Origin of the sequence: Gordonia caeni, from assembly GCF_039537105.1 — a bacterium.
In the GTDB taxonomy this organism is placed as follows: Bacteria; Actinomycetota; Actinomycetes; order Mycobacteriales; family Mycobacteriaceae; genus Gordonia; species Gordonia caeni.
The window spans coordinates 121,081-140,316 of record NZ_BAAAZW010000009.1 but is presented as its reverse complement, the minus strand read 5'-3'; the positions used below and the strand labels follow the sequence as shown (position 1 = coordinate 140,316).

The following is a 19,236-nucleotide window of genomic DNA, read 5'->3' as shown; positions in this document are numbered from 1 at the left end:
ACTCGCGTGCGCGCGGCATGTCCATGCTACTAGCCCCCTACCTCCCGGTAGCCCCTGGTCCCGCGGGGGCGGCGGCGGTGTGCAGCAGGTCACGACAGGTGTCGGTGAGGCGCTCGCGCAACTGTGTGCCGCGCCGGGCCAGCGCGGTCTGGATGCGCACGTAGTCGGCACGGCCCTCCGGCGTCTCGATCGCGACGGGGCGGTAGCCGAGCTCGGTGAGGTCGTAGGGGCTGGCCCGCATGTCGAGGGTGCGGGCGTCCAGCGCCAGTTCGAAGCAGTCGGCGAGCAGTTCGCCGCCGATCAGCGGGCCGAGTTTGAGACAGTGCCGGTACAGGTCCATCGTCGCGTGCAGGCAGCCGGGCTGCTCGTGAGCGGGCTGGGTGGCGCGGGTCAGCGGGACGGCGTTGCGCCCGGTCGCCTCCGGGGTGAAGAAGCGGAAGGCGTCGTAGTGGGTGCAGCGCAGCGGCAGCGCCTCGACCACCGCGTCGGTGCCGGCGGCGCCGAGCCGCAGCGGCAGCTCGTGCCGGGGATTCGGGGTGCGGTAGACCATCGCCCACTCGTGCAGACCGAAACAGCTCAGCCGGGCCGGCCGCGCGGCCGTGGCGGTGATCAGCTCGTGAATGGCGCCGAGCAGGGGGCGCCGGCGGCGGAGCAGTTCCTCGCTCACGGTGAGCGCGCCGTCGTCGCGGCGCACGTAGTCCTTGCCGGTGAGGTAGTCGTCGGCGTCGGCCAGAGCGACGCCGTAACCCGGATGCCAGCGCCGCACCTGCACGGGCCGGGCCGAGTAGTAGGTGAACAGGAAGTCGATCACCGGGTGCTTCCGGCCGCGGCGCCGCTCGGCCAGATAGGGGCCGATACGGGCGTCGATGCGCGCGGCATGGGCTTGCGCCGAGGCCTGCCAGTCGGGCCGTGCCAGGGGTGAGCCGGGCACGCCCGTCATCCGATCCGGTGGGTGCCGTCGCGGAGGCTGCCGACGAAGGCTTCGGCCAGGTCGGCCAGCGCGATCACGCCGATCAGGGTGCCGGTCTCGTCCACCACGCCGCCCAGGTGGGCGCTGGCGCGGCGCAGCAGTCCGCTGGCCTCGTCGAGCGGGGTGCCGGCCCGCACGCGCGGCAGCGGCCGGATCTTGTCGGTGCCCAGGATGCTCTCCGGCCCCAGGTTCTCGTCGAGGATGTCCTCGAGGACGTCCTTGAGGTGCAGATACCCGATGTAGGAGCCGTCGAGACCGCGCACGGGGAACCGGGAGAAGCCGGTCTCGCGGACGGCGCGTTCGACCGCTCCGAGCCGGGGGCCGAGGCGGCCGGTGCGCGCGTCCACGGCGGCGCGGACGGTGCGGACGTCGCGCAACGGGATCATCACCTCCACCGCGGTGCGCTCGATGGTCTCCAGCGCGCGGGTCAGGCGCTCGTGCTCCTCGGCGTCGAGCAGGCCCAGCTCGCGCGACTCGCCGATCATCTGCGCCAGCTCGGCCTCGGTGACGGTGGACGAGACCTCGTCCTTGGGTTCGACGCCGAACAGCCGCAGCGCACCGTTGGCGAGGGCGTTGTAGAACCAGATCACCGGCCGGACCAGCCGGATGAACATCAGCTGCACCGGGATCAGCAGCATCGCGGCGCGTTCGGGACCGGCCAGGGCGATGTTCTTGGGCACCATCTCGCCGAGCAGGATGTGCAGGATCACCACCAGGCTGATGGCGATCACGAACGAGATCGGGTGCAGGAGACCGTCGGGCACGTTCATCAGATCCAGCGGACGTTCCAGCAGGTGGGCGATCGCGGGTTCGCCGACGCGGCCCAGCAGGATCGAGCAGATGGTGATGCCCAGCTGCGAGCCGGCGAGCATCAGCGACAGGCGTTCGCCCGCCTTGATCACCGTGCGGGCCCGCTTCTTGCCGCTCTCCTCCAGTGCCACCAGGCGATCCCGGCGGGCGGCGATGAGGGCGAACTCGGCACCGACGAAGAAGGCGTTCGCCGCGAGCAGCAGAACGGTCAGCAGCACTCCCCAGAGATCACCCATGGTCGGCCGCCTCATCGCCGGTCGCCGCCGGGTCGATCGGGGTCAGCCACACCGCGTCCACGCGGCGTCCGTCCATCGCGACGACGGTGGCGCGCCACGCCGTCTCGGGGCCGTCGTCGGGGTCGGGGACCAGATGGCGCGGGGGCAGGTCGACGATGTCGCCGACCTGCGGGATGGCGCCCAGCAGGTACATCACCTGGCCGCCGAGCGTCTCGTAGGCGCCTTCGGGAGCCTGATAGCCGATGGCCTCGGCCACCTCGTCGTTGCGCAGCAGCCCGGCGCAGCGGTAGCCGTTGCCGACGCGGGTCACCTCGGACTCCTCGTCGTCGTGCTCGTCGGTGACGTTGCCGAGGATCTCTTCGATCAGATCCTCCGACGTCACGATGCCTGCGGTGCCGCCGTACTCGTCCACCACCACGCAGATCTCCAGGCCGTCGGCCTTGATCCGGTCCATCAGGGCGTCGCCGTCGAGACTGCCCGGCACCCGGGTCACCGGCCGGGCCAGCGACCGCAGGGACGTGGTGGTCTGGGCGTGCGGGGGGACGGTGAAGGACTGCTTGATGTGAACCACGCCGACCAGGTTGTCCAGGTCGCCGTCCTCGACGATGAGGAAGCGGGAGTGCCCGGTCTGCGAGGAGGCCGAGACCAGATCGCGGACGTTGTCGCCGGGCTCGAGGGCCTGCACCCGCACGCGCGGGGTCATCAGTTCGTCGGCGCTGAGTTCACCGAAGCGCAGCGAGCGGTCGACCAGCTTCGCGGTGTCCGGGTCCAGGGCCCCGCGCAGCGCCGAGTTGCGCACCAGTGCTCCGAGTTCGGCCGCCGACCGCGCCGACCCGAGCTCTTCGGTCGGTTCGATGCCCAGCCGGCGCACGATCGCGTTGGCCGACCCGTTGAGGCCGACGATGGCCGGCTTGAACACGGTCGAGAAGGCGATCATCGGCCCCGAGGTGGCGCGCGCGACACTGAGCGGGCTGGTGATCGCCATGTTCTTCGGCATCAGCTCGCCGAGCACCATCGACAGCGAGGTGGCCAGGATCAGGGCGATCGCGAGCGAGACGCCCGCGGCGGCACCCTCCGGGATCGGCAGGTGCTTGAGCACCGGATCGAGCAGTTGCGCCAGGACGGGTTCGGCCAGATAACCGGTGATCAGGGTGGTGATCGTGATGCCGAGCTGGGCGCCGGAGAGCTGGAACGACAGCGTCCGATGCGCGCGGGCGACGGTGCGGGCGCGGCGGTCGTCGCGGCGGGTCAGGTCATCGGTGATGGTGGATCGCTCGAGGGCGGTCAGCGAGAACTCGGAGGCGACGAACAATGCCGTACCGAGAGTCAGCGCCAGAAAACCGACCAGTTTGGCGATGATCAGGACGATCTCCACTGCAGTCGGTCACCAACCCCCGGGCAGCGGACGGCCCTCGGCGAAACCGGCGGCGGACTGCACGCCGAGAACCACCTTCTCGTGCAGATCGGCGAGGTCGCGGGCGCCGGTGTAGGTGGCGGTGCTGCGCAGCCCGGCGCAGATGTGGTCGATCAGGTCCTCGACGCTGGGACGGTCGGGATCGATACGGATCCGGGACGAGGAGATGCCCTCCTCGAAGAGCCCCTTGCGGGCGCGGTCGTATGCGCCGTCGGCGGCGGACCGGGCCGCGACGGCCCGCTTGGAGGCCATTCCGAAGCTCACCTTGTACTCGCCGCCGTCGTCGGTGTGCAGGTCGCCGGGAGACTCGTAGGTGCCCGCGAACCAGGAGCCGATCATCACGTTCGAGGCGCCGGCGGCGATGGCGAGCGCGACGTCGCGAGGATGGCGGACGCCGCCGTCGGCCCAGACCGAGGCGCCGAGCTCGGCGGCGGTCGCCGCGCACTCGGCCACCGCGGAGAACTGCGGCCGGCCCACACCGGTCATCATGCGGGTGGTGCACATGGCGCCGGGGCCCACACCGACCTTCACGATCGACGCGCCCGCGCCGATCAGGTCGCGGGTGCCCTGTTCGGAGACCACGTTGCCGGCGGCGATGGGGACGCCCAGATCGGCGTCGGCCACGGCGGACAGCGCCGACAGCATCTTGTCCTGATGCCCGTGCGCGGTATCGATCACCAGCAGGTCGCTGCCGGCCTCCACCAGGGCGCGGGCCTTACCGACCACGTCGCCGTTGATGCCGACGGCGGTGGCGATCCGCAGGCGGCCGTCGGCGTCGACGTTGGGCCGGTAGATGCCGGCACGCAGGGCGCCGACCCGGGAGAGGACACCGGTCAGCCGGCCGTCCGGATCGACCAGGACCGCCAGCTCGACATTCGCCTCGGTGAGGGTCTCGAACACGGTGCGCGGCTCGGTGGTGTCCGGCAGCAGCACCGGAATCGGATGCATCGCCGCGCCGAGCTCGCTGAACATGTCCAGGTCCGGACCGGGCTCGGCGCGCGGGACCAGGCCCAGCGGGCGGCCCTCGTCGTCGACCACCACGGCGCACCCGTGCGCGCGTTTGGGGATGAGCACCTGGGCGTGGGCCATCAGGTCGCCGGGGCCGAGGATCACCGGGGTGTCGGCGATCAGATGCCGCGACTTGAGGAACGCGATCGTGTCGGCGGCGGCAGCCTCCGGGACGTCCTGCGGAATCACCACCAGCCCGCCGCGGCGGGCCACCGTCTCGGCCATCCGCTTACCGGCGACGGCGGTCATGTTCGCGACCACCAGCGGAATGGTGGTGCCTGTGCCGTCGTGCGTGGCGATGTCCACGTCGAACCGGGAGGTCACCTCGGAACGATTGGGGACGATGAACAGATCGTCGTAGGTCAGGTCGTGATCGGGCTCGTGTCCGGACAGGAAACGCACTACTGACCTTTCGGCGGGGTCGGGAACGGGGAGCGGGGTACTCGGGTGCGGGTCACTGGCCGAGGAGCCGGCTCAGCTCGGTCAGCCAGGGGATGGCGACCGCCAGGGTCGGGACCACCAGAAGGGCTGCGGCGAGAGTGTACGCCGTGATCGACAGCCGCCGCGCGGAGCCGGCTGCCGAGGTTTGATGGGTCAGTCGCTGCAGCCGGGCCACGGTGGTGGGACCGCCGATGGCCATCGCGCCGCGCGGTGCGGTGGCATCGGCGCAGGCGACCAATGCGCGGCCCACCGAGGTGCGGCCGGTGGCCTGGACGGCCTGATCGTCGGCGAGGGCTTCGGCCAGCAACCGGACCGCGCTGAGCGCAGATTCCGAGCGCACCCAGCGGGGGAAGGCGGCGTGCAGCGCGATGAAGGCCTCCAGGACCAGGTCGTGACGCGCCCGCAGGTGTGCCCGCTCGTGCTCGATCACCGCGGCCAGCTCGTCGGTGGAGAGCCGGGCGAGGACGCCTTCGGAGAGCACCACGCGCGAGCGCAGCCCGGGCAGGCAGTAGGCCATGGGGGTGGACACGTCCAGGATCCGGATGTCCGAGCCGCTGCGGCGGCGCAGCTCCACCCGGTCGAGCAGATCGATCAGCGTGCGATGGCTGCGCCGCCGGGTGCGGGTGCGCAGGCCGACTGCGGCGATGGTGAACATCAGACGAAGACCGATCACGACGGTGCCGATGAAGACCAGGACGTACACGGTCCAGGTGAACCAGCCGAGCCGTTCGAGCTCGGCGGCCGGCGTAGTGGTCGGTGTGCCGTCCGGGCCGGGGGCCAGCAGGTTGGCGGCGATGGCGAGTCCGGTGCTGAATGCGGAGAGGACGGCGGCCAGGGCGATCGCCTGCCAGAGGGTCATGGCGGCACGCGGCGCGTACAGGGGCCACTCGGCGCGGGCGAGGGCCGCGGGGATGGGACCGACCAGGGCGAGGGTGAGGATGCCGAACAACAGCGCGGTCATCGATCTTCCTTGCGGGTCGGATGGTCGGAACTCAGGGCTCGGGCAATCGGGGAAGTCGATCTCCGGTACCGGGGCGGCCCACTGTTCACACTACGGGCACCTCTCACCCTACTGGGCCGCGGCCGCGGATTCCCGATGGGCGGGGAGGTTCAGCGGACGGCGCGCTCGGAGACTTCCAGCTCGTCGAGTGCCTCGCGCAGGGCGGCGGCTTCGTCGGCACCGACCCGGCCCACGAACGAGACGAGCGCGGCGTGGCGTGAACCCGGTGCGTCGGCGCCGCGGAGGGCATCGACCATCAGGCTGGCGACCAGGTCCTCGCGGGGCCGGGTCGCGGTGTAACGGTGTGCGCGGTCGTCACGGATCTGGGTGACCAGATCCTTCTTGGCCAGGCGTTGCAGCACCGTCATCACGGTGGTGTACGCGAGGGACCGCGTCTTCGACAGTTCGGCATGCACTTGACGCACCGTCTGCGGTGTGGGGGAGGCCCACAACGTGTCCATCACGGCGCGTTCGAGATCACCGAGTCCATTCATCTTTCTCATTCTACGCCCGCTCCAAATCGCGCTTCAGTCGTCCTGTGGTTCCAACGGCAGACACGTGCGAGAAGTTCCCGTTCGCGCCCGCATGGCTCTGACCTCATCTTTCCCCGATGGTTTGACACCGAGGTAAGGCTAGCCTACATTACTTCTCAGGGATCGAGTGAGTGTCCTGAGGGCTGCAGAGACCCCCGATCCTCACGGGCGATGGCCCCCGGCGCCGATGAGGTGCGCTGGGGGCCATCGTCCTGTTCGGGCCGGGTGCGTGGCACCCTGGTGGCCATGGGAACCAATGACAGTGCGGAATTCGCCGGTAAGGGGCTCGACGGGATCCTGGGCCTGGAGTTCACCGAGGTCTCCGGAGACGGTGTGCGGGGCACTCTGACCATCGGCCCCGACCACCACCAGCCCTTCGGGATCGTGCACGGCGGCGTCTACTGCGCCGTCGCCGAAAGTGCGGCCAGCGTCAGCGGCTACTGCTGGTTGCAGGAACAGGGCACCGGCGGCACCGCCGTGGGCGCCAACAACAGCACCGACTTCCTGCGCTCGGTCAGCGAGGGGGCGGTGAACGTCACCACCACCCCGATCCACCGCGGTCGCCGTCAGCAGCTGTGGCAGGTGGACATGACCGACGACGACGGCCGGCTGCTCGCCCAGTCCCGCGTGCGACTGCAGAACATCGAACTGCCCGGAAGCTGATCGACCGGGGAACTGACCGTCCGGCGCGCGCACCGGCCCCGGTGCGCGCCGGCCGGAATCAGGCGGAGGCGCCGTCCTCGGGCACGGTGCCGGTGGTGATCTCCTCGTCGACGATCTTGGCGGCGGCGGAGGTGTCGCCGTCCCGCTCGGCCTGCGAGAGGCGCAGTCGCTCCAGGTACGACAACTCCTTCAGCGCGGACCGCGCATAGACCTGCTGCTCGGTGATCGCCAGCTGCGAGCGGCCGCGGGTGGTGAAGGCGAAGAACCAGTTCACCAGCGTGTTGAGCCGGTTGCGGTAGCCCACCAGGTACACCAGGTGCAGGGCCAGCCAGCCCAGCCACGCGAAGTAGCCTTCGCTCTCGAACTTCTTCTTGGTGCCCGGGATCGGCACCTGCATCACGGCGCTGAACCGCGAGACCGTGGCCATGGAGCCCTTGTCGAAGAACTTGAACGGCTTGCGCTGATCGGGTGTCTGACCGTGCTTGATCTCGGCCTTGATCGCATCCGCGGCGTACCGGCCGCCCTGGATCGCTCCCTGCGCGACGCCCGGAACCCCGTCGACGGCCATCATGTCGCCGACGACGAAGACGTTCGGGTGACCGGGAACAGCCAGGTCCGGGCCCACCTTCACCCGGCCCGCGCGGTCGAGTTCCACTCCGGTCTTCTCCCGGAGGATCTCGCCCAGGCCACTGGCCTGCACGCCCGCCGACCACACCTTGCACTGGCTCTCGATCCGGCGCTCGGTGCCGTCCTTGTCGCGCACGACGAGGCCGTCGTAGTCCAGGTCGATCACCATCGCGTCCAGCTGGATCTCCACCCCCAGCTTCTCCAGCCGGCGCGTCGCCTTGCCGCCCAACTTGGGGCCGAACGGCGCCAGGACGGCGGGAGCGGCGTCGAGCAGGATCACCCGGGCCTGGGTGGGGTCGATGTTGCGGAACGCGCCCCGCAGGGTCTTGTCGCTCATCTCCGCGATCTGGCCGGCCATCTCCACGCCGGTGGGTCCCGCGCCGACCACCACGAAGGTCATCAGCTTGGCCTGTTCGGCCGGGTCGTGGGAGAGCTCGGCCTGCTCGAAGGCGCCGAGGATCCGGCCGCGCAGTTCCAGGGCGTGGTCGATGGTCTTCATGCCGGGGGCGTACTCGGCGAACTGGTCGTTGCCGAAGTAGGACTGGTCGGCGCCGGCGGCCACGATCAGGTCGTCGTACGGGGTGTCGGTCACGCGCTCGAGGAGCTGAGACCGGACCACCCGGTTCTCGGTGTCGATGTCGAAGACCTCGCCGAGCAGCACGCGAGTGTTCTTCTGCTTCTCCAGGACCACGCGGGTGGCCGGTGCGATCTCGCCCTCGGCGACGATGCCGGTCGCGAGTTGATACAGCATGGGCTGGAAGAGGTGCGTGGTGGTCTTCGCGATGAGGGTGACGTCGACGTCGGCCTTCTTCAGGCGCTGCGCCGCGAACAACCCGCCGAAACCCGAGCCGATGATGACGACCTGGCGTCGCTTCGAATCGGTGGTGCGGCCAGTGGTCATCGAGTTCTCCTGCGGGGGTCGGGAAGGGTGGTTACGGGTGGCTGCCGAGTAAGTTCGGACAATCGCAGTGTCTCACGGTAGCCGGGTGGGTGTCAGGCGGTCATGCCGTCCGGGAGACTGCGCCGCGGCCGCGCGTGGCGAGCCACTGATCGCGCAGGATTTCGTACTCCACGATCGCATCCGGGCGGCTCAGTGCGGCCGCGTCGGTGTCGGCGGCCAGGCGCATCCCGAGGCGCTCCATCACCCGCCGCGACGCGGTGTGGACCACGTGGGTGCCCGCGAAGATCCGCGTCGCTCCGGTGCCGGTGAACATCACCGCGATCAGTGCGGCCGCCGCTTCGGAGGCGTAGCCGTGGCCCCACGCCCAGCGGTGCAGGCGATAGCTCAGTTCCAGTTCACCGGCGGCGCTGTGCCGCGGGGTCCGCAACTGCACCCAGCCCAGGAAGGCGCCGTCGCCGGCCGCGGTCCCGGGCGGCGGCGAGATGGCCGACAGCACCCACATCCCGGTGCCGTGCTCGCGCTGCTGGGTTTGCATGCGCGGGATCACCCAGTCGGCGATGGTGGCGGCACTGGTGGCCTGCCCGCCGCTGACGAAACGCATCACCTCGGGGTCGGCGTCGAGCGCTGACAAGTGGTGCAGGTCGGCGGCGGCGACCGGGCGCAGGCGGAGCCGGGTGGTGTTCAGCAGCACTCGCCCCACTGTAGTGGCCGGGCGCTGAGGGTGCGGGACGGTTGCGCTACCGTGCTGGTCGTGTCGGACATGCAGCGAAGCCCCGGGCCGTTCGTCGTCGAACTCGCACTGCGATGGGGCGACATGGACTCGTTCGGCCACGTCAACAACGTGCAGTTCGCCCGCCTCTTCGAAGAAGCCCGGATCCGGGCGATGACCGCCTGGGTCGGTGACGAGGTCGACGATCGGTACGGGATGGTGGTGGCCCACCAGGAGATCGAGTTCGTCGCTCCCATCTATTATTCGACGTCTCCGGCCCGCTGCGAGGTCGTGGTCTCGCGGATCGGCGACAAGTCCTTCGATTACGGCTGCCGGCTGGTCGCCGCCGACGGAACGGTCGGCGCGCTGTGCGAGACGACGCTGACCGTGCTGGAACTGGCGCAGGGGCGCGCGACGTCGATCCCGCCGCGGTTGCGCGAGGTCCTGCAGGCCCATCTCGCCGATCCGGTGCCCTTCCGGCGCCGCCGCTGAACGGGGAGGGATCCGCGGTCCCGCCCGCAGCGCCCTCTCGCCTGCGAAGCTGTCGGGGGCCGTCGATAGGCTCGGTCATCACACACCGGCGGATGTGAAGGGGGCGGCGATGCTGACGGTGCACCGGGCCGAGCGGGCCGACGTGCTGGCCGAGGTTCTGGCCGGGCAGTTGGCCATCCCGCTGCCCGATCCGATGCAGGCCGAGGTGGTCGCCGTGCCCGCCCACGGGGTGGAGCGGTGGCTGCAGCAGCGGCTGGCGGTGCGCCTGGGTGCCGCCGGACACGGTGACGGGATCGCCGCCAACATCGATTTCACCTCTCCGCGGGCGTTGCTGCGCCGGGCGGTGCTCGCCACCGCCGACGATCCCACTGCTGCGGAGGCCTGGTACACCGACGCCCTGGTGTGGCCGGTGCTGCGGGTGCTCGACGAGCATCTCGACGATGCCCGGCTGCACGTTCTGAAGAGTCACCTGGCCGGCGACGAACGGCGCGGGCGCCGGCTGTCGGCGGCGTCCACCATCGCCGGTCTGATATCGGGTTACGGCTGGCAGCGGCCTTCCATGCTGGCCGAGTGGGCGGCCGGCGGCGATACCGACGGGACCGGCCGGGAACTGCCCGGACCGCTGCTGTGGCAGTCGTGGTTCTGGCGCCTGGTGCGCGCCGAGGTGGGACAGCCGCACCTGGCCGAACAACTCGGCGACGTGGTGAGCCGGCTGCGGTCCGACCCCGGTGTGGTCGACCTGCCCGAGCGCCTCGAGTTCTTCGGGCCGACCCGGATTCCGGAGGCCTTGCGGGCGATCCTGGAGGCCCTCGCGGCCGAGCGCGAGGTCTCGTTGTACCTGCCGCACCCGTCCGACGCGCTGTGGCGCACGATCGCCGCCGATCCGCCGCCGATCCCGCGGCTGCGCAGCGCCGATACGGACCTGCGCCCCGAGCATCCGCTGCTGGCCGCGCTGTCCCGGGACGTGCGGGAACTGCAAGAGGTGCTGACACCGGCGATCGGCGACGACGTCTACCACCCGCTGCCGACCCCGGCCTCCACGACGCTGCTGGGTACGGTGCAGGACGGTCTGCGGCGCGACCGGCTGACTCGGGGCGACCGGCTCACCGCCGACGACACCCTGGAGGTGCACGCCTGCCACGGGCCGGAACGTCAGGTGGAAGTGCTGCGCGACCGGCTGCTGCGCCTGTTCGACGAGCATCCGGATCTGGAACCGCGGGACGTGCTGATCATGTGCCCCGACGTGGAGCACTTCGCCCCGCTGATCCAGGGGGCCTTCGGGCAGACCGATCTGGGACACCCTGGGTATGCGCTGCGGGTGCGGCTGGCCGACCGCGGGTTGCGGGAAACCAACGAGGTGCTGGACGTGCTGGCCTCGGTGCTGGAGCTGGCGGCGGGCCGCGTGCGTTCGGGCGACCTGCTCGACCTGATCGGCTCGCCGGCGTTGCGCCGACGGTTCGCCCTCACCGATGACGAACTGGACACCCTGGCCGGGTGGGTGGAGCGCGCCGGCATCCGCTGGGGCATCGATGCGACGCAGCGCGACCGGTTCGGGCTGGCCGGGTTCCCGCAGGGCACCGCCGCCACCGGGCGTGACCGACTGCTCCTCGGTGTGCTCGCCGAGGAGTCGGAGAACCAATGGCTGGGCGTCGGACTTCCCCTGGAAGGCATCGAGTCCACCAAGATCGACCTGGTGGGCCGGTTCGCCGAGCTGATCGACCGGCTGGCCGCCCTGCTGACCGCGATGGACACCCCGCGCAGCGCTCAGGACTGGGCGGAGTTGCTGGTGGAAGCGATCGACGCGCTCACCGAACCCGACCGCGACACCCAGTGGCAGCGCGCCCAGGCGGTCGGCATGATCACCGACTCGCTGGGCTCGCCCGGTGCACACGGCGTGGACCTGTCGCTGCCGGACCTGCGGGACTTGATGGACACCCTGCTCGCCGCCCGGCCCACCCGGTCGAACTTCTGCACCGGGGAGCTGACCGTGTGCACGCTGACGCCGATGCGTTCGGTCCCGCACCGTGCCGTGGTCCTGCTCGGCATGGACACCGGATCGTTCCCGCGGGCCGGCGCCGTCGACGGCGACGACATCCTCGGTCTCGCACCGCTGGTGGGCGAACGGAACCGGCGCGACGAGGACCGGCAGGTCTTCCTCGAGGCGATCTCGTCGGCCACCGATCATCTGCTGGTCTTCTACACCGGGTCCGATCCGGTGACGGGTTCGCCGGTCCCGCCGCCGGTGGTGGTCAGCGAGTTGATCGAGACGGCCGAGGAGGTCCTGGACGGCGAGACCCCGGGCGTCGTGCGCCGACACACCCTGCACGCCTTCGACGAGCGCAACTTCGTCGTCGACGACGGGCAGCGGCCGCTGAGCTACGACACCGCTCTGCTGGCCGGCGCTCGCGCGCTCAGCGCTCTGACCGCGACCGGCGAACGCGGCGACCGGCTGCCGCTGCTGCGCGCCGCCGCGCTGCCGCCGGTCGATCCCTCCGCCGACATCGACCTGGCCGAGTTGATGGACTTCTTCGACAAGCCCACCGAACGGTTCGTCCGTCAGCGGCTCGGGGCGATGCTGCCCGAGCACGACCAGTCGCACCCCGATCAGCTCGACGTGGATCTGGACGGCCTGCAGGCGTGGCAGATCGGCAATCGCTATCTGACCAGATTCCTGGCCGGCGAGGACCCGCAGGCGCTCCGCGCGGCGGAACTGCGCCGCGGGACGCTGCCGCCGTTCGCGCTCGGACAACGCACCCTCGACCCCATCGAGGAGAAGGCCCGGGCGATCGGCGTGGCCGCGCAGTCGCAGCAGACCGGCCGGCGCGACACCGTCGACGTCCTGGTCCGGCTGCCGGACGGGCGGCGCCTGTACGGCACCGTCGGCGACGTCTTCGACCAGCGTCTGGTGGCGGTCAACTACTCCAGACTGGCGCCCCGCCACCGCTTGTCGGCGTGGATCGCGCTGCTGGCCATCGCGGCCGGATCGTCGCGCACGGTGCGTGAGGCGGTGGTGATCGGTGCGGTACCCGGGCGGGAGCCGGGTGCGGCGATCAGCCGGCTGACGCTGCCGGAGGATCCGACCGCGGTGCTGACCCTCCTGGTGGCCGTCCGGGACGCGGGCCTGCGGGCGCCGATGTGGCTGCCGCCGATGGTGGCCGACGCGGCCGCGGGCGCCTACGGCCGGGCGGGCCGGGTGACCAGCGCGATGGCGCGGGTGACCGGCATGAAGCCCTGGGCCTTCGCCGATCGCTACTGCGGGCTGGTGCTGTACGACGATCCCGGGCGGATCCCGACGGCCGAGGAGCTGATGGCGCTCGACGACGCCGAGGTGTTCGCAGCGCTCGACCCGCTGCTGACGCCGATCCAGGACGCGAATCGTTTTCTGCGTCTGGCCGACACGGTCTTCGGGCCGCTGCGCCGACACGAGGGGAACCGATGAGTCAGACCGCAGTCGAGGTGACCGATTTCGACCTGAAGGACGACCTGCCGACCGGCACGGTGGTGCTGGAGGCGAGTGCGGGGACCGGAAAGACCCACGCCATCGTCTCCCTCGCGGTGCAGTATCTGGCCGCCGGGACACCGGTGGATCGGCTGCTGATGGCGACCTTCTCCAATGCCGCCTCCGACGAGCTCCGGCACCGCACGCGCAGCCGGGTCGCCGAATGCCTTGCGGCTCTGCGTGATCGGCACCGTCCCAGCGACGACGAGGTGGTCGCCCTCCTGCGCGCGGGCACGACCGAGGAGGTGGAGCTGCGTCGCCGCGGACTCACCGAGGCGATGAGCGATTTCGACGCGGCCACGGTCGCCACCACGCACACCTTCTGCAACCGCATGCTCGCCGCGCTCGGCTTCCTCGGCGAGCGGGCCCAGCGCTATCCGATCGTCGAGAACGTCGACGAGCTGGTCGCCGAACTGGCCCGCGACCTGTATCTGGCACGGTTCGCCGGAGCGCCCGAGCAGGCGCCGCCGGATGCGACGGTCGCCGAGATCGCGATCGCCGCGGTCGCCCAGTCCGCCGCCGTGCTGGCGCCGGATACCGACGAAGCCGACGAGGCCGCGCAGGTGCGTCTGGACCTGGCGCGCACCGCACGGACCCAGGTCGACCAGCGCAAGCGGCTCGCCCGGATCCGCACCTACGACGACCTGCAGAACGTCCTGTACCGGATCATCACCGACCCGGACGTGGGGGAGTCGGCCTGCCGGCGGATCCGTGAGCAGTTCTCGGTGGTCCTGATCGACGAGTTCCAGGACACCGACCCCCAGCAGTGGGAGATCATCCGGCGCTGCTTCCACGGCCACGTGCCACTGGTCCTGGTCGGCGACCCGAAGCAATCGATCTACGCCTTCCGGGGCGCCGAGGTCCGCAGCTACCTGCAGGCAGTCAGGGACGCACAGGACAAGCGGCAGCTCACCACCAACTGGCGGTCGGACGGTCCGCTGGTGCAGGCCCTCGGTGCGGTCTTCGGTGGCAGCGCCTTCGGGGACCGCGAGATCGGCTACCCGCCGGTGACCGCCAAGCAGTCGGTCTCCCGGATCGCCTGCGGCGCGCCGCTGCGCCTCCGCGCCTTCGTCACCGGTGACTTCCCCGGCGACGGTCTGCCGTCGGTGGGGCAGGTCCGCGAGCGGGTGATCGACGACGTCGCCGACGACATCGCCGTCCTGCTGAACTCCGGGACGCTGATCGACGGGGTCGACGGTGCGGGGGAGCGGCCGGTGGCGCCCGGCGACATCGCGATCCTGGTGCGCGCCAACAAGACCGTCGAACCGCTGCAGGAGGCGCTGGCGGTGCGCGGCATCTCGTCGGTGGTGCGGTCGGGCACCTCGATCTTCAAGACGCCGGCAGCCCGGCACTGGTGGTACGTGCTGTCGGCGATCGAACAGCCGTCCAATTCGCGCCGGGTCCGCCTGGCCGCGCTCACGCCGTTGCTCGGCCGGACGGCCGAGCAACTGGATGCGGGCGGCGACGAGGCCGTCGGGGCGCTGGCCGCGCAGCTCGCCGATCTGGGGCGGATCTTCGCCGAGGGCGGCTTCGCGTCGATGTCGGCGCGGCTGCTGGAGACCTTCGGCACCGAAGCGCGCCTGCTGGCGGGCGCCGACGGGGAGCGGCTGCTGACCGATCTGCGGCAGCTGGCCGACCTGTGCAACCGCCGCGTCGCCACCGGCCCCGGGGGCCTGTCCTCCCTGGTCACCTGGCTGAGTGAGCAGATCGAGGACGGGTCGCGGCTGCGGCACGGCGGGGCGCAGACCCGCCGGCTCGACCGCGACACCCACGCGGTGCAGATCATGACCGTGCACGCCAGCAAAGGTCTGGAGTTCCCGATCGTCTACGTGCCCTTCGGCTGGGACGGTGCCAGGGTGCCGAATCCAGAGACCTTCCTGTTCCACGACGACGACGGCCGACGCAGCCTGGACGTCGGCGGCGAGCACGCGCCCGGACGCGACAAGCGCGCGTGGCGCGCCGACAATGAAGAGGCCGGTGAGGATCTGCGGCTGCTGTACGTCGCGATGACCCGGGCGCGCTCCCAGGTGGTGGCCTGGTGGGGGCCCAGTGTGCCGACGAAGGCCGGCGCGCTGCATCGGTTGCTGTTCACCGCGGCCGAGCGGGACCGGCTCGTCCGGGCCGGGACGGCCGCCACCGCCGTGCCGCCGTCGGTGGAGCTGCCCGCCACCGACCGCGACATCGTCGACGGGTTGCGGGCAGTGGCAGCGCTGGCCCCGGAACAGATCGCGGTGGAACCGGCCGGCCGGCATCCGCGAGGGCAGCGCTGGCGGGCCGATCCCGCGGGCGGCACCCCGCCCACGCTGAGCGCGGCCGAGTTCACCCGCACCATCGACCAGGCCTGGCGGCGCACCTCGTATTCGGGGATCGTCCGCGACGCGCACGCCGCGCACGCCGGGGAGCGGTTGCACACCGGCAGCGAGCCGGAGGACGGCCTGATCGACGACGAGCCGGCCGATCCCGCCGACGGGGCGGAGCCGGCCGGGGTGCGCGAGGCTACCGCGGGCACGCCGTCACCGATGAACGGACTGCCCTTCGGTGCGGGGTTCGGCACGCTGGTGCACGAGGTCCTCGAGCATGTGGACACAGCCAGTCCCGATCTGGCCGCGCACGTCTACGACCGGACGGTGGAGGGAGCCGCGCACCGCGGCGTGGACCTGGACGTCGACACCCTGGCGCGAGCGCTGACGGGCGTGCTCACCACGCCGTTGGGGTTCGGCGACCTCGCGAGCATCGGCCCCGCCGACCGGCTCGCCGAACTGGACTTCGAGCTGCCGCTGGCGCCGCCCGGATTCACCCTCGACGAGGTCGGTGACCTGCTGGCCGCCCACCTGCCCGCCGCAGATCCGCTGCACCACTACGCCGAGGTGGTACGGACGGTCTCCGAGGAGCACTTCCGCGGCTATCTGACCGGCAGCATCGACTCGGTGCTGCGGACTCCGGACGGGCAGTTCGTGGTGGTGGACTACAAGACCAACCGTCTCCGCCCGGGGGAGCTGACGGTCGAGGACTTCGACACCGCAGCGATGGCGGCGGAGATGATGTCCGCCCATTATCCGCTGCAGGCGCTGCTCTACGCGGTGGCCCTGCACCGGTACCTGCGCTGGCGCCTGCCCGGCTACGAGCCGGAGCGTCACCTGGGACCGATCCAGTACCACTTCGTCCGCGGCATGGCCGGGCCGCAGACTCCGCCCGGGTGCGGCGTCTTCGAGTGGCGACCGCCGGCCGCGCTGATCTGCGCGCTGTCGGACCTGCTGGCCGGAGTGGAGGGACCACGATGAACGCGCAACGGGTGGCCGCCGACGCCGGCGCGCTGGCGATCTTCAACGAGGCCGGGGTGTTCGCCGCCGCGGACGTGCACGTCGCCCGCCGGATCGCCGATCTCAGCGGCGCGCCGATCAGCGATGACGAGCTGATCGCCACCGCCCTGGCGGTGCGCGCGGTGCGCACCGGTTCCACCTGTGTGCCGCTGCGCTCGATCGGCGACATCGTGCCCGAGCCTCCCCGCGACGAGGACTCCGATGCCCCGGCCGAACCGGTCGAGCTGCCCTGGCCCGACCCGGAACAGCTGGTGAGCGCGCTGCGCTCCTCGCCGCTGGTCACCGGCTGCCCCAGCGGACCGCTGCGTCCCCTCGCGCTGATGACCTCGATCGACGGCCCCCTGCTGTATCTGCGCAAGTACTTCCGGCAGGAGCAGACCATCCGGGAGATCCTGGCGCGGCGGCGCGAGAGCCGGCCTGCGGTGGATCCGGCAGCGCTGGCCGGTGCCATCGAGGCCGTCTTCGGTCCGGTGAACCCCGCCGAGTACGACAGGCAGCGCGCGGCCGCGGCCCTGGCGGCGACGTCGTGGACCACCGTGCTGGCCGGCGGTCCGGGCACCGGCAAGACCTACACGGTGGCACGGATTCTGGCGGTGATGGAGCGACTGCTCGGCGACGACGTCCGGATCGGCTTGTGCGCGCCGACCGGCCGGGCCGCGGCGCAGATGCAGGCCTCGATCAACGACTACCCGTCCGACGAGCACGCCCTGCACCACGCGCCGACCGCCACCACCGTCCACCGGCTGCTCGGCTGGCGTCCGGACGGCACCTTCTCCCGGGGCGCGGGCAATCGTCTCCCGTACGACGTGGTGGTGGTCGACGAGACGTCGATGCTGGCCGTGACGATGATGAGCCGGCTGCTCGAGTCCCTGCGCGACGACACCCGGCTGATCCTGGTCGGTGACCCGCACCAGCTGGCCTCGGTGGATGCCGGTGCCGTCCTGGCCGATCTGGTGGAGCGCGAGGAGTCCGGCGACGGACAGCTGTCGCCGGAGTTCACGGCGGTCGCCGATCCGGCCGGGCACTTCTCCGCGGCCGAGGAACGGGCCTTGGCCGACGGGGTGATCACGCTGCAGCGCGGTCACCGCTACGGCGGGCAGATCTCCGACGTGGCCGAGGCCGTCAAGGCCGGCGACGCCGATCGCGTGCTGGAACTGGTCACCGGACCTCCGGTGCCGGCCGGGGAACCGCGGGTGGTCCTGCTCGATCCCGACGACCCCGGTGAGCTGGACGAGGTGCGCGATCAGGTGGTGGCCTGGGCGCAGCAGCTGCGGTCGGCGGCGGGGGCCGGCGACGCACGCGGTGCCCTGGAGGCCCTGGTGACCCACCGGGTGCTGTGCGCGCACCGGGACGGGCGCTACGGCGTCTCCGGCTGGACCCGGCGGATCACCGGGTGGATCGCCGAGGCGCTGGGCGGACCGTTCCCGGCGTCGGGCTGGTATCCGGGTGAGCCGCTGCTGGTCAACGCCAACGACCCGACCCACCGGATCTTCAACGGCGACTCCGGGGTGGTGCTGGCCGACGGCGACGGCGTGAGCGTCGCGTTCGGCCGCGGCGAGGACGTGGTGCTGCTGCACCCGAGCCAGGTGTCCGATTCGTCTCCGGTGTACGCGATGACCATTCACCGCAGTCAGGGCAGCCAGTTCGGCGCGGTCACCGTGGTCCTGCCCGACACCGGGGCCGAACTGCTCACCAAGGAACTGCTGTACACGGCGGTGACCCGCGCCCGGCACACGGTGCGCATCGTCGGCACCGAGGAGTCGCTGCGGGCCGCGGTGGAGCGGTCGGTGCAGCGGGCGAGCGGACTGGGCTCGTCAGTCCGCGAGCTCTAGAGGCGCGGGCAGGTCGCGGCCGCCGGGAACCAGATCGCGGCGGCGGTAGGCCTCCCAGCCGAGGAAGAGTCGCTGCATGTCGCGGGGGAGCGCGGCGAACTGCTGCATCGACGCGCTGCGGGCGAGTTCGGTCTTGTGCGAGGTGATCGCGCGGATCTTGTCGCCCAGCCGGTACCGCAGATCCAGGAGGACGTCCACCAGGTCCGGCGCGGTTCCGGCGACCTGGATCTTGGAGTCGGCGCCGAGGTGGGGCCGCAGTGCTTCGACGGTGGCCTTGGGCAGGGTCGCGAAGTACAGCGACCGGGTCTGCCACGGCTCACCCAGTTCGGGGGCGTAGCTGCCGATGGCCGCGGCGTCGGCGGCGATGACGGCGAGCCGGTGCGCATGCATGTGATCGGGGTGGCCGTAGATCCCGTACGCGTTGTAGGTGACGATCACGTCGGGCTTGAGGCGCCGGATGTTCTCCACGATCAGGCGCACCGCGTCGTCGAAGGGCACATCGATCAGCGGTGGGGCGCCGGGGGCCGATTCGGGCACGAAACGGTCGGCGTAGCCGAGCATGATCGGCGGCTCGCTCATGCCCAGGGCGGCGGTGGCGTCCAGGAGCTCCCGATGGCGGTGGGTGCCCTCGGCCCAGGTGCACGTGATCAGCGAGGTGTGCGCACCGCGGGCGGCCAGGTCGGCGATCAGGCCGCCGGTCCACAACGACTCGTCGTCGGGGTGGGCGTGGATGAACAACGCATTCGGTGCAGCGGACACAACTCAAGACAATACGTGGTGT

General features: G+C 71.3%; 14 protein-coding genes. 5 read left to right on the top strand and 9 right to left on the bottom strand.

Annotated elements, in window-relative coordinates; all coding sequences use genetic code 11:
- Positions 1-37 precede the first annotated feature (37 nt).
- The 6 genes from ABD732_RS15330 to ABD732_RS15305 form a co-directional block, all read right to left on the bottom strand.
- The gene (locus ABD732_RS15330) at positions 38-940 is read right to left on the bottom strand and encodes a 3-methyladenine DNA glycosylase (RefSeq protein ID WP_425553065.1); all 903 of its coding nucleotides are present in this window, start codon (positions 938-940) and stop codon (positions 38-40) included.
- Positions 937-2,016, bottom strand: a complete 1,080-nt coding sequence (locus ABD732_RS15325; RefSeq protein ID WP_344785282.1) for a hemolysin family protein — start codon at positions 2,014-2,016, stop codon at positions 937-939. The genes ABD732_RS15330 and ABD732_RS15325 overlap by 4 nt, the downstream gene beginning before the upstream one ends.
- Positions 2,009-3,391 (bottom strand): hemolysin family protein, encoded by a 1,383-nt coding sequence (locus ABD732_RS15320; RefSeq protein WP_344785280.1) that lies wholly within the window; start codon positions 3,389-3,391, stop codon positions 2,009-2,011. The genes ABD732_RS15325 and ABD732_RS15320 overlap by 8 nt, the downstream gene beginning before the upstream one ends.
- A gap of 9 nt (positions 3,392-3,400) precedes the next feature.
- Positions 3,401-4,840: a GMP reductase gene (gene guaB1 / locus ABD732_RS15315; RefSeq protein ID WP_344785278.1), complete on the bottom strand. Its 1,440-nt coding sequence runs from the start codon at positions 4,838-4,840 to the stop codon at positions 3,401-3,403.
- Positions 4,841-4,892: 52 nt separating this feature from the next.
- A complete protein-coding gene (locus ABD732_RS15310) occupies positions 4,893-5,840 on the bottom strand; it encodes a M56 family metallopeptidase (protein WP_344785276.1) in 948 nt (315 codons plus the stop codon).
- Positions 5,841-5,989: 149 nt separating this feature from the next.
- Positions 5,990-6,382 carry a BlaI/MecI/CopY family transcriptional regulator gene (locus ABD732_RS15305; protein ID WP_344785274.1) on the bottom strand — a complete coding sequence of 131 codons (393 nt, stop codon included), beginning with the start codon at positions 6,380-6,382 and terminating at the stop codon, positions 5,990-5,992.
- Between the two features lie 276 nt (positions 6,383-6,658).
- Here ABD732_RS15305 and ABD732_RS15300 point away from each other — a divergent pair, with 276 nt between their 5' ends.
- Complete coding sequence (locus tag ABD732_RS15300) at positions 6,659-7,075, top strand: PaaI family thioesterase (RefSeq protein WP_344785272.1); 417 nt, start codon at positions 6,659-6,661, stop codon at positions 7,073-7,075.
- A gap of 58 nt (positions 7,076-7,133) precedes the next feature.
- Here ABD732_RS15300 and ABD732_RS15295 read toward each other — a convergent pair whose 3' ends face one another.
- Positions 7,134-8,603, bottom strand: coding sequence for an NAD(P)/FAD-dependent oxidoreductase (locus tag ABD732_RS15295; protein ID WP_344785270.1), 1,470 nt, complete (start codon positions 8,601-8,603; stop codon positions 7,134-7,136).
- 100 nt (positions 8,604-8,703) lie between these two features.
- On the bottom strand, positions 8,704-9,294 hold the full coding sequence (locus ABD732_RS15290; protein ID WP_344785268.1) for a GNAT family N-acetyltransferase: 591 nt from the start codon (positions 9,292-9,294) through the stop codon (positions 8,704-8,706).
- A 69-nt stretch (positions 9,295-9,363) separates the two neighbouring features.
- Here ABD732_RS15290 and ABD732_RS15285 point away from each other — a divergent pair, with 69 nt between their 5' ends.
- The 4 genes from ABD732_RS15285 (at position 9,364) to recD (ending at position 18,455) form a co-directional block, all read left to right on the top strand.
- Positions 9,364-9,804, top strand: coding sequence for an acyl-CoA thioesterase (locus ABD732_RS15285; RefSeq protein ID WP_344785421.1), 441 nt, complete (start codon positions 9,364-9,366; stop codon positions 9,802-9,804).
- 109 nt (positions 9,805-9,913) lie between these two features.
- Positions 9,914-13,243: an exodeoxyribonuclease V subunit gamma gene (recC, locus tag ABD732_RS15280; protein WP_344785266.1), complete on the top strand. Its 3,330-nt coding sequence runs from the start codon at positions 9,914-9,916 to the stop codon at positions 13,241-13,243.
- A complete protein-coding gene (locus ABD732_RS15275; protein ID WP_344785264.1) occupies positions 13,240-16,584 on the top strand; it encodes a UvrD-helicase domain-containing protein in 3,345 nt (1,114 codons plus the stop codon). Before recC ends, ABD732_RS15275 begins: the two co-directional genes overlap by 4 nt.
- Complete coding sequence (recD, locus tag ABD732_RS15270; protein WP_344785262.1) at positions 16,581-18,455, top strand: exodeoxyribonuclease V subunit alpha; 1,875 nt, start codon at positions 16,581-16,583, stop codon at positions 18,453-18,455. The genes ABD732_RS15275 and recD overlap by 4 nt, the downstream gene beginning before the upstream one ends.
- Here recD and ABD732_RS15265 read toward each other — a convergent pair.
- Positions 18,438-19,214, bottom strand: coding sequence for a PIG-L family deacetylase (locus ABD732_RS15265; protein WP_344785260.1), 777 nt, complete (start codon positions 19,212-19,214; stop codon positions 18,438-18,440). The two genes, recD and ABD732_RS15265, sit on opposite strands and share 18 nt — an antisense overlap.
- Between the last annotated feature and the right edge of the window lie 22 nt (positions 19,215-19,236).

Excerpts from the sequence above, each read along its gene's own strand:
- ABD732_RS15330 (WP_425553065.1), bottom strand. The coding sequence starts at position 940 with ATGACGGGCGTGCCCGGCTCACCCCTGGCACGGCCCGACTGGCAGGCC.
- ABD732_RS15325 (WP_344785282.1), bottom strand. The coding sequence starts at position 2,016 with ATGGGTGATCTCTGGGGAGTGCTGCTGACCGTTCTGCTGCTCGCGGCG.
- ABD732_RS15310 (WP_344785276.1), bottom strand. The coding sequence starts at position 5,840 with ATGACCGCGCTGTTGTTCGGCATCCTCACCCTCGCCCTGGTCGGTCCC.
- ABD732_RS15305 (WP_344785274.1), bottom strand. The coding sequence starts at position 6,382 with ATGAGAAAGATGAATGGACTCGGTGATCTCGAACGCGCCGTGATGGAC.
- ABD732_RS15300 (WP_344785272.1), top strand. The coding sequence starts at position 6,659 with ATGGGAACCAATGACAGTGCGGAATTCGCCGGTAAGGGGCTCGACGGG.
- ABD732_RS15295 (WP_344785270.1), bottom strand. The coding sequence starts at position 8,603 with ATGACCACTGGCCGCACCACCGATTCGAAGCGACGCCAGGTCGTCATC.
- ABD732_RS15285 (WP_344785421.1), top strand. The coding sequence starts at position 9,364 with ATGCAGCGAAGCCCCGGGCCGTTCGTCGTCGAACTCGCACTGCGATGG.
- recC (WP_344785266.1), top strand. The coding sequence starts at position 9,914 with ATGCTGACGGTGCACCGGGCCGAGCGGGCCGACGTGCTGGCCGAGGTT.
- ABD732_RS15275 (WP_344785264.1), top strand. The coding sequence starts at position 13,240 with ATGAGTCAGACCGCAGTCGAGGTGACCGATTTCGACCTGAAGGACGAC.
- recD (WP_344785262.1), top strand. The coding sequence starts at position 16,581 with ATGAACGCGCAACGGGTGGCCGCCGACGCCGGCGCGCTGGCGATCTTC.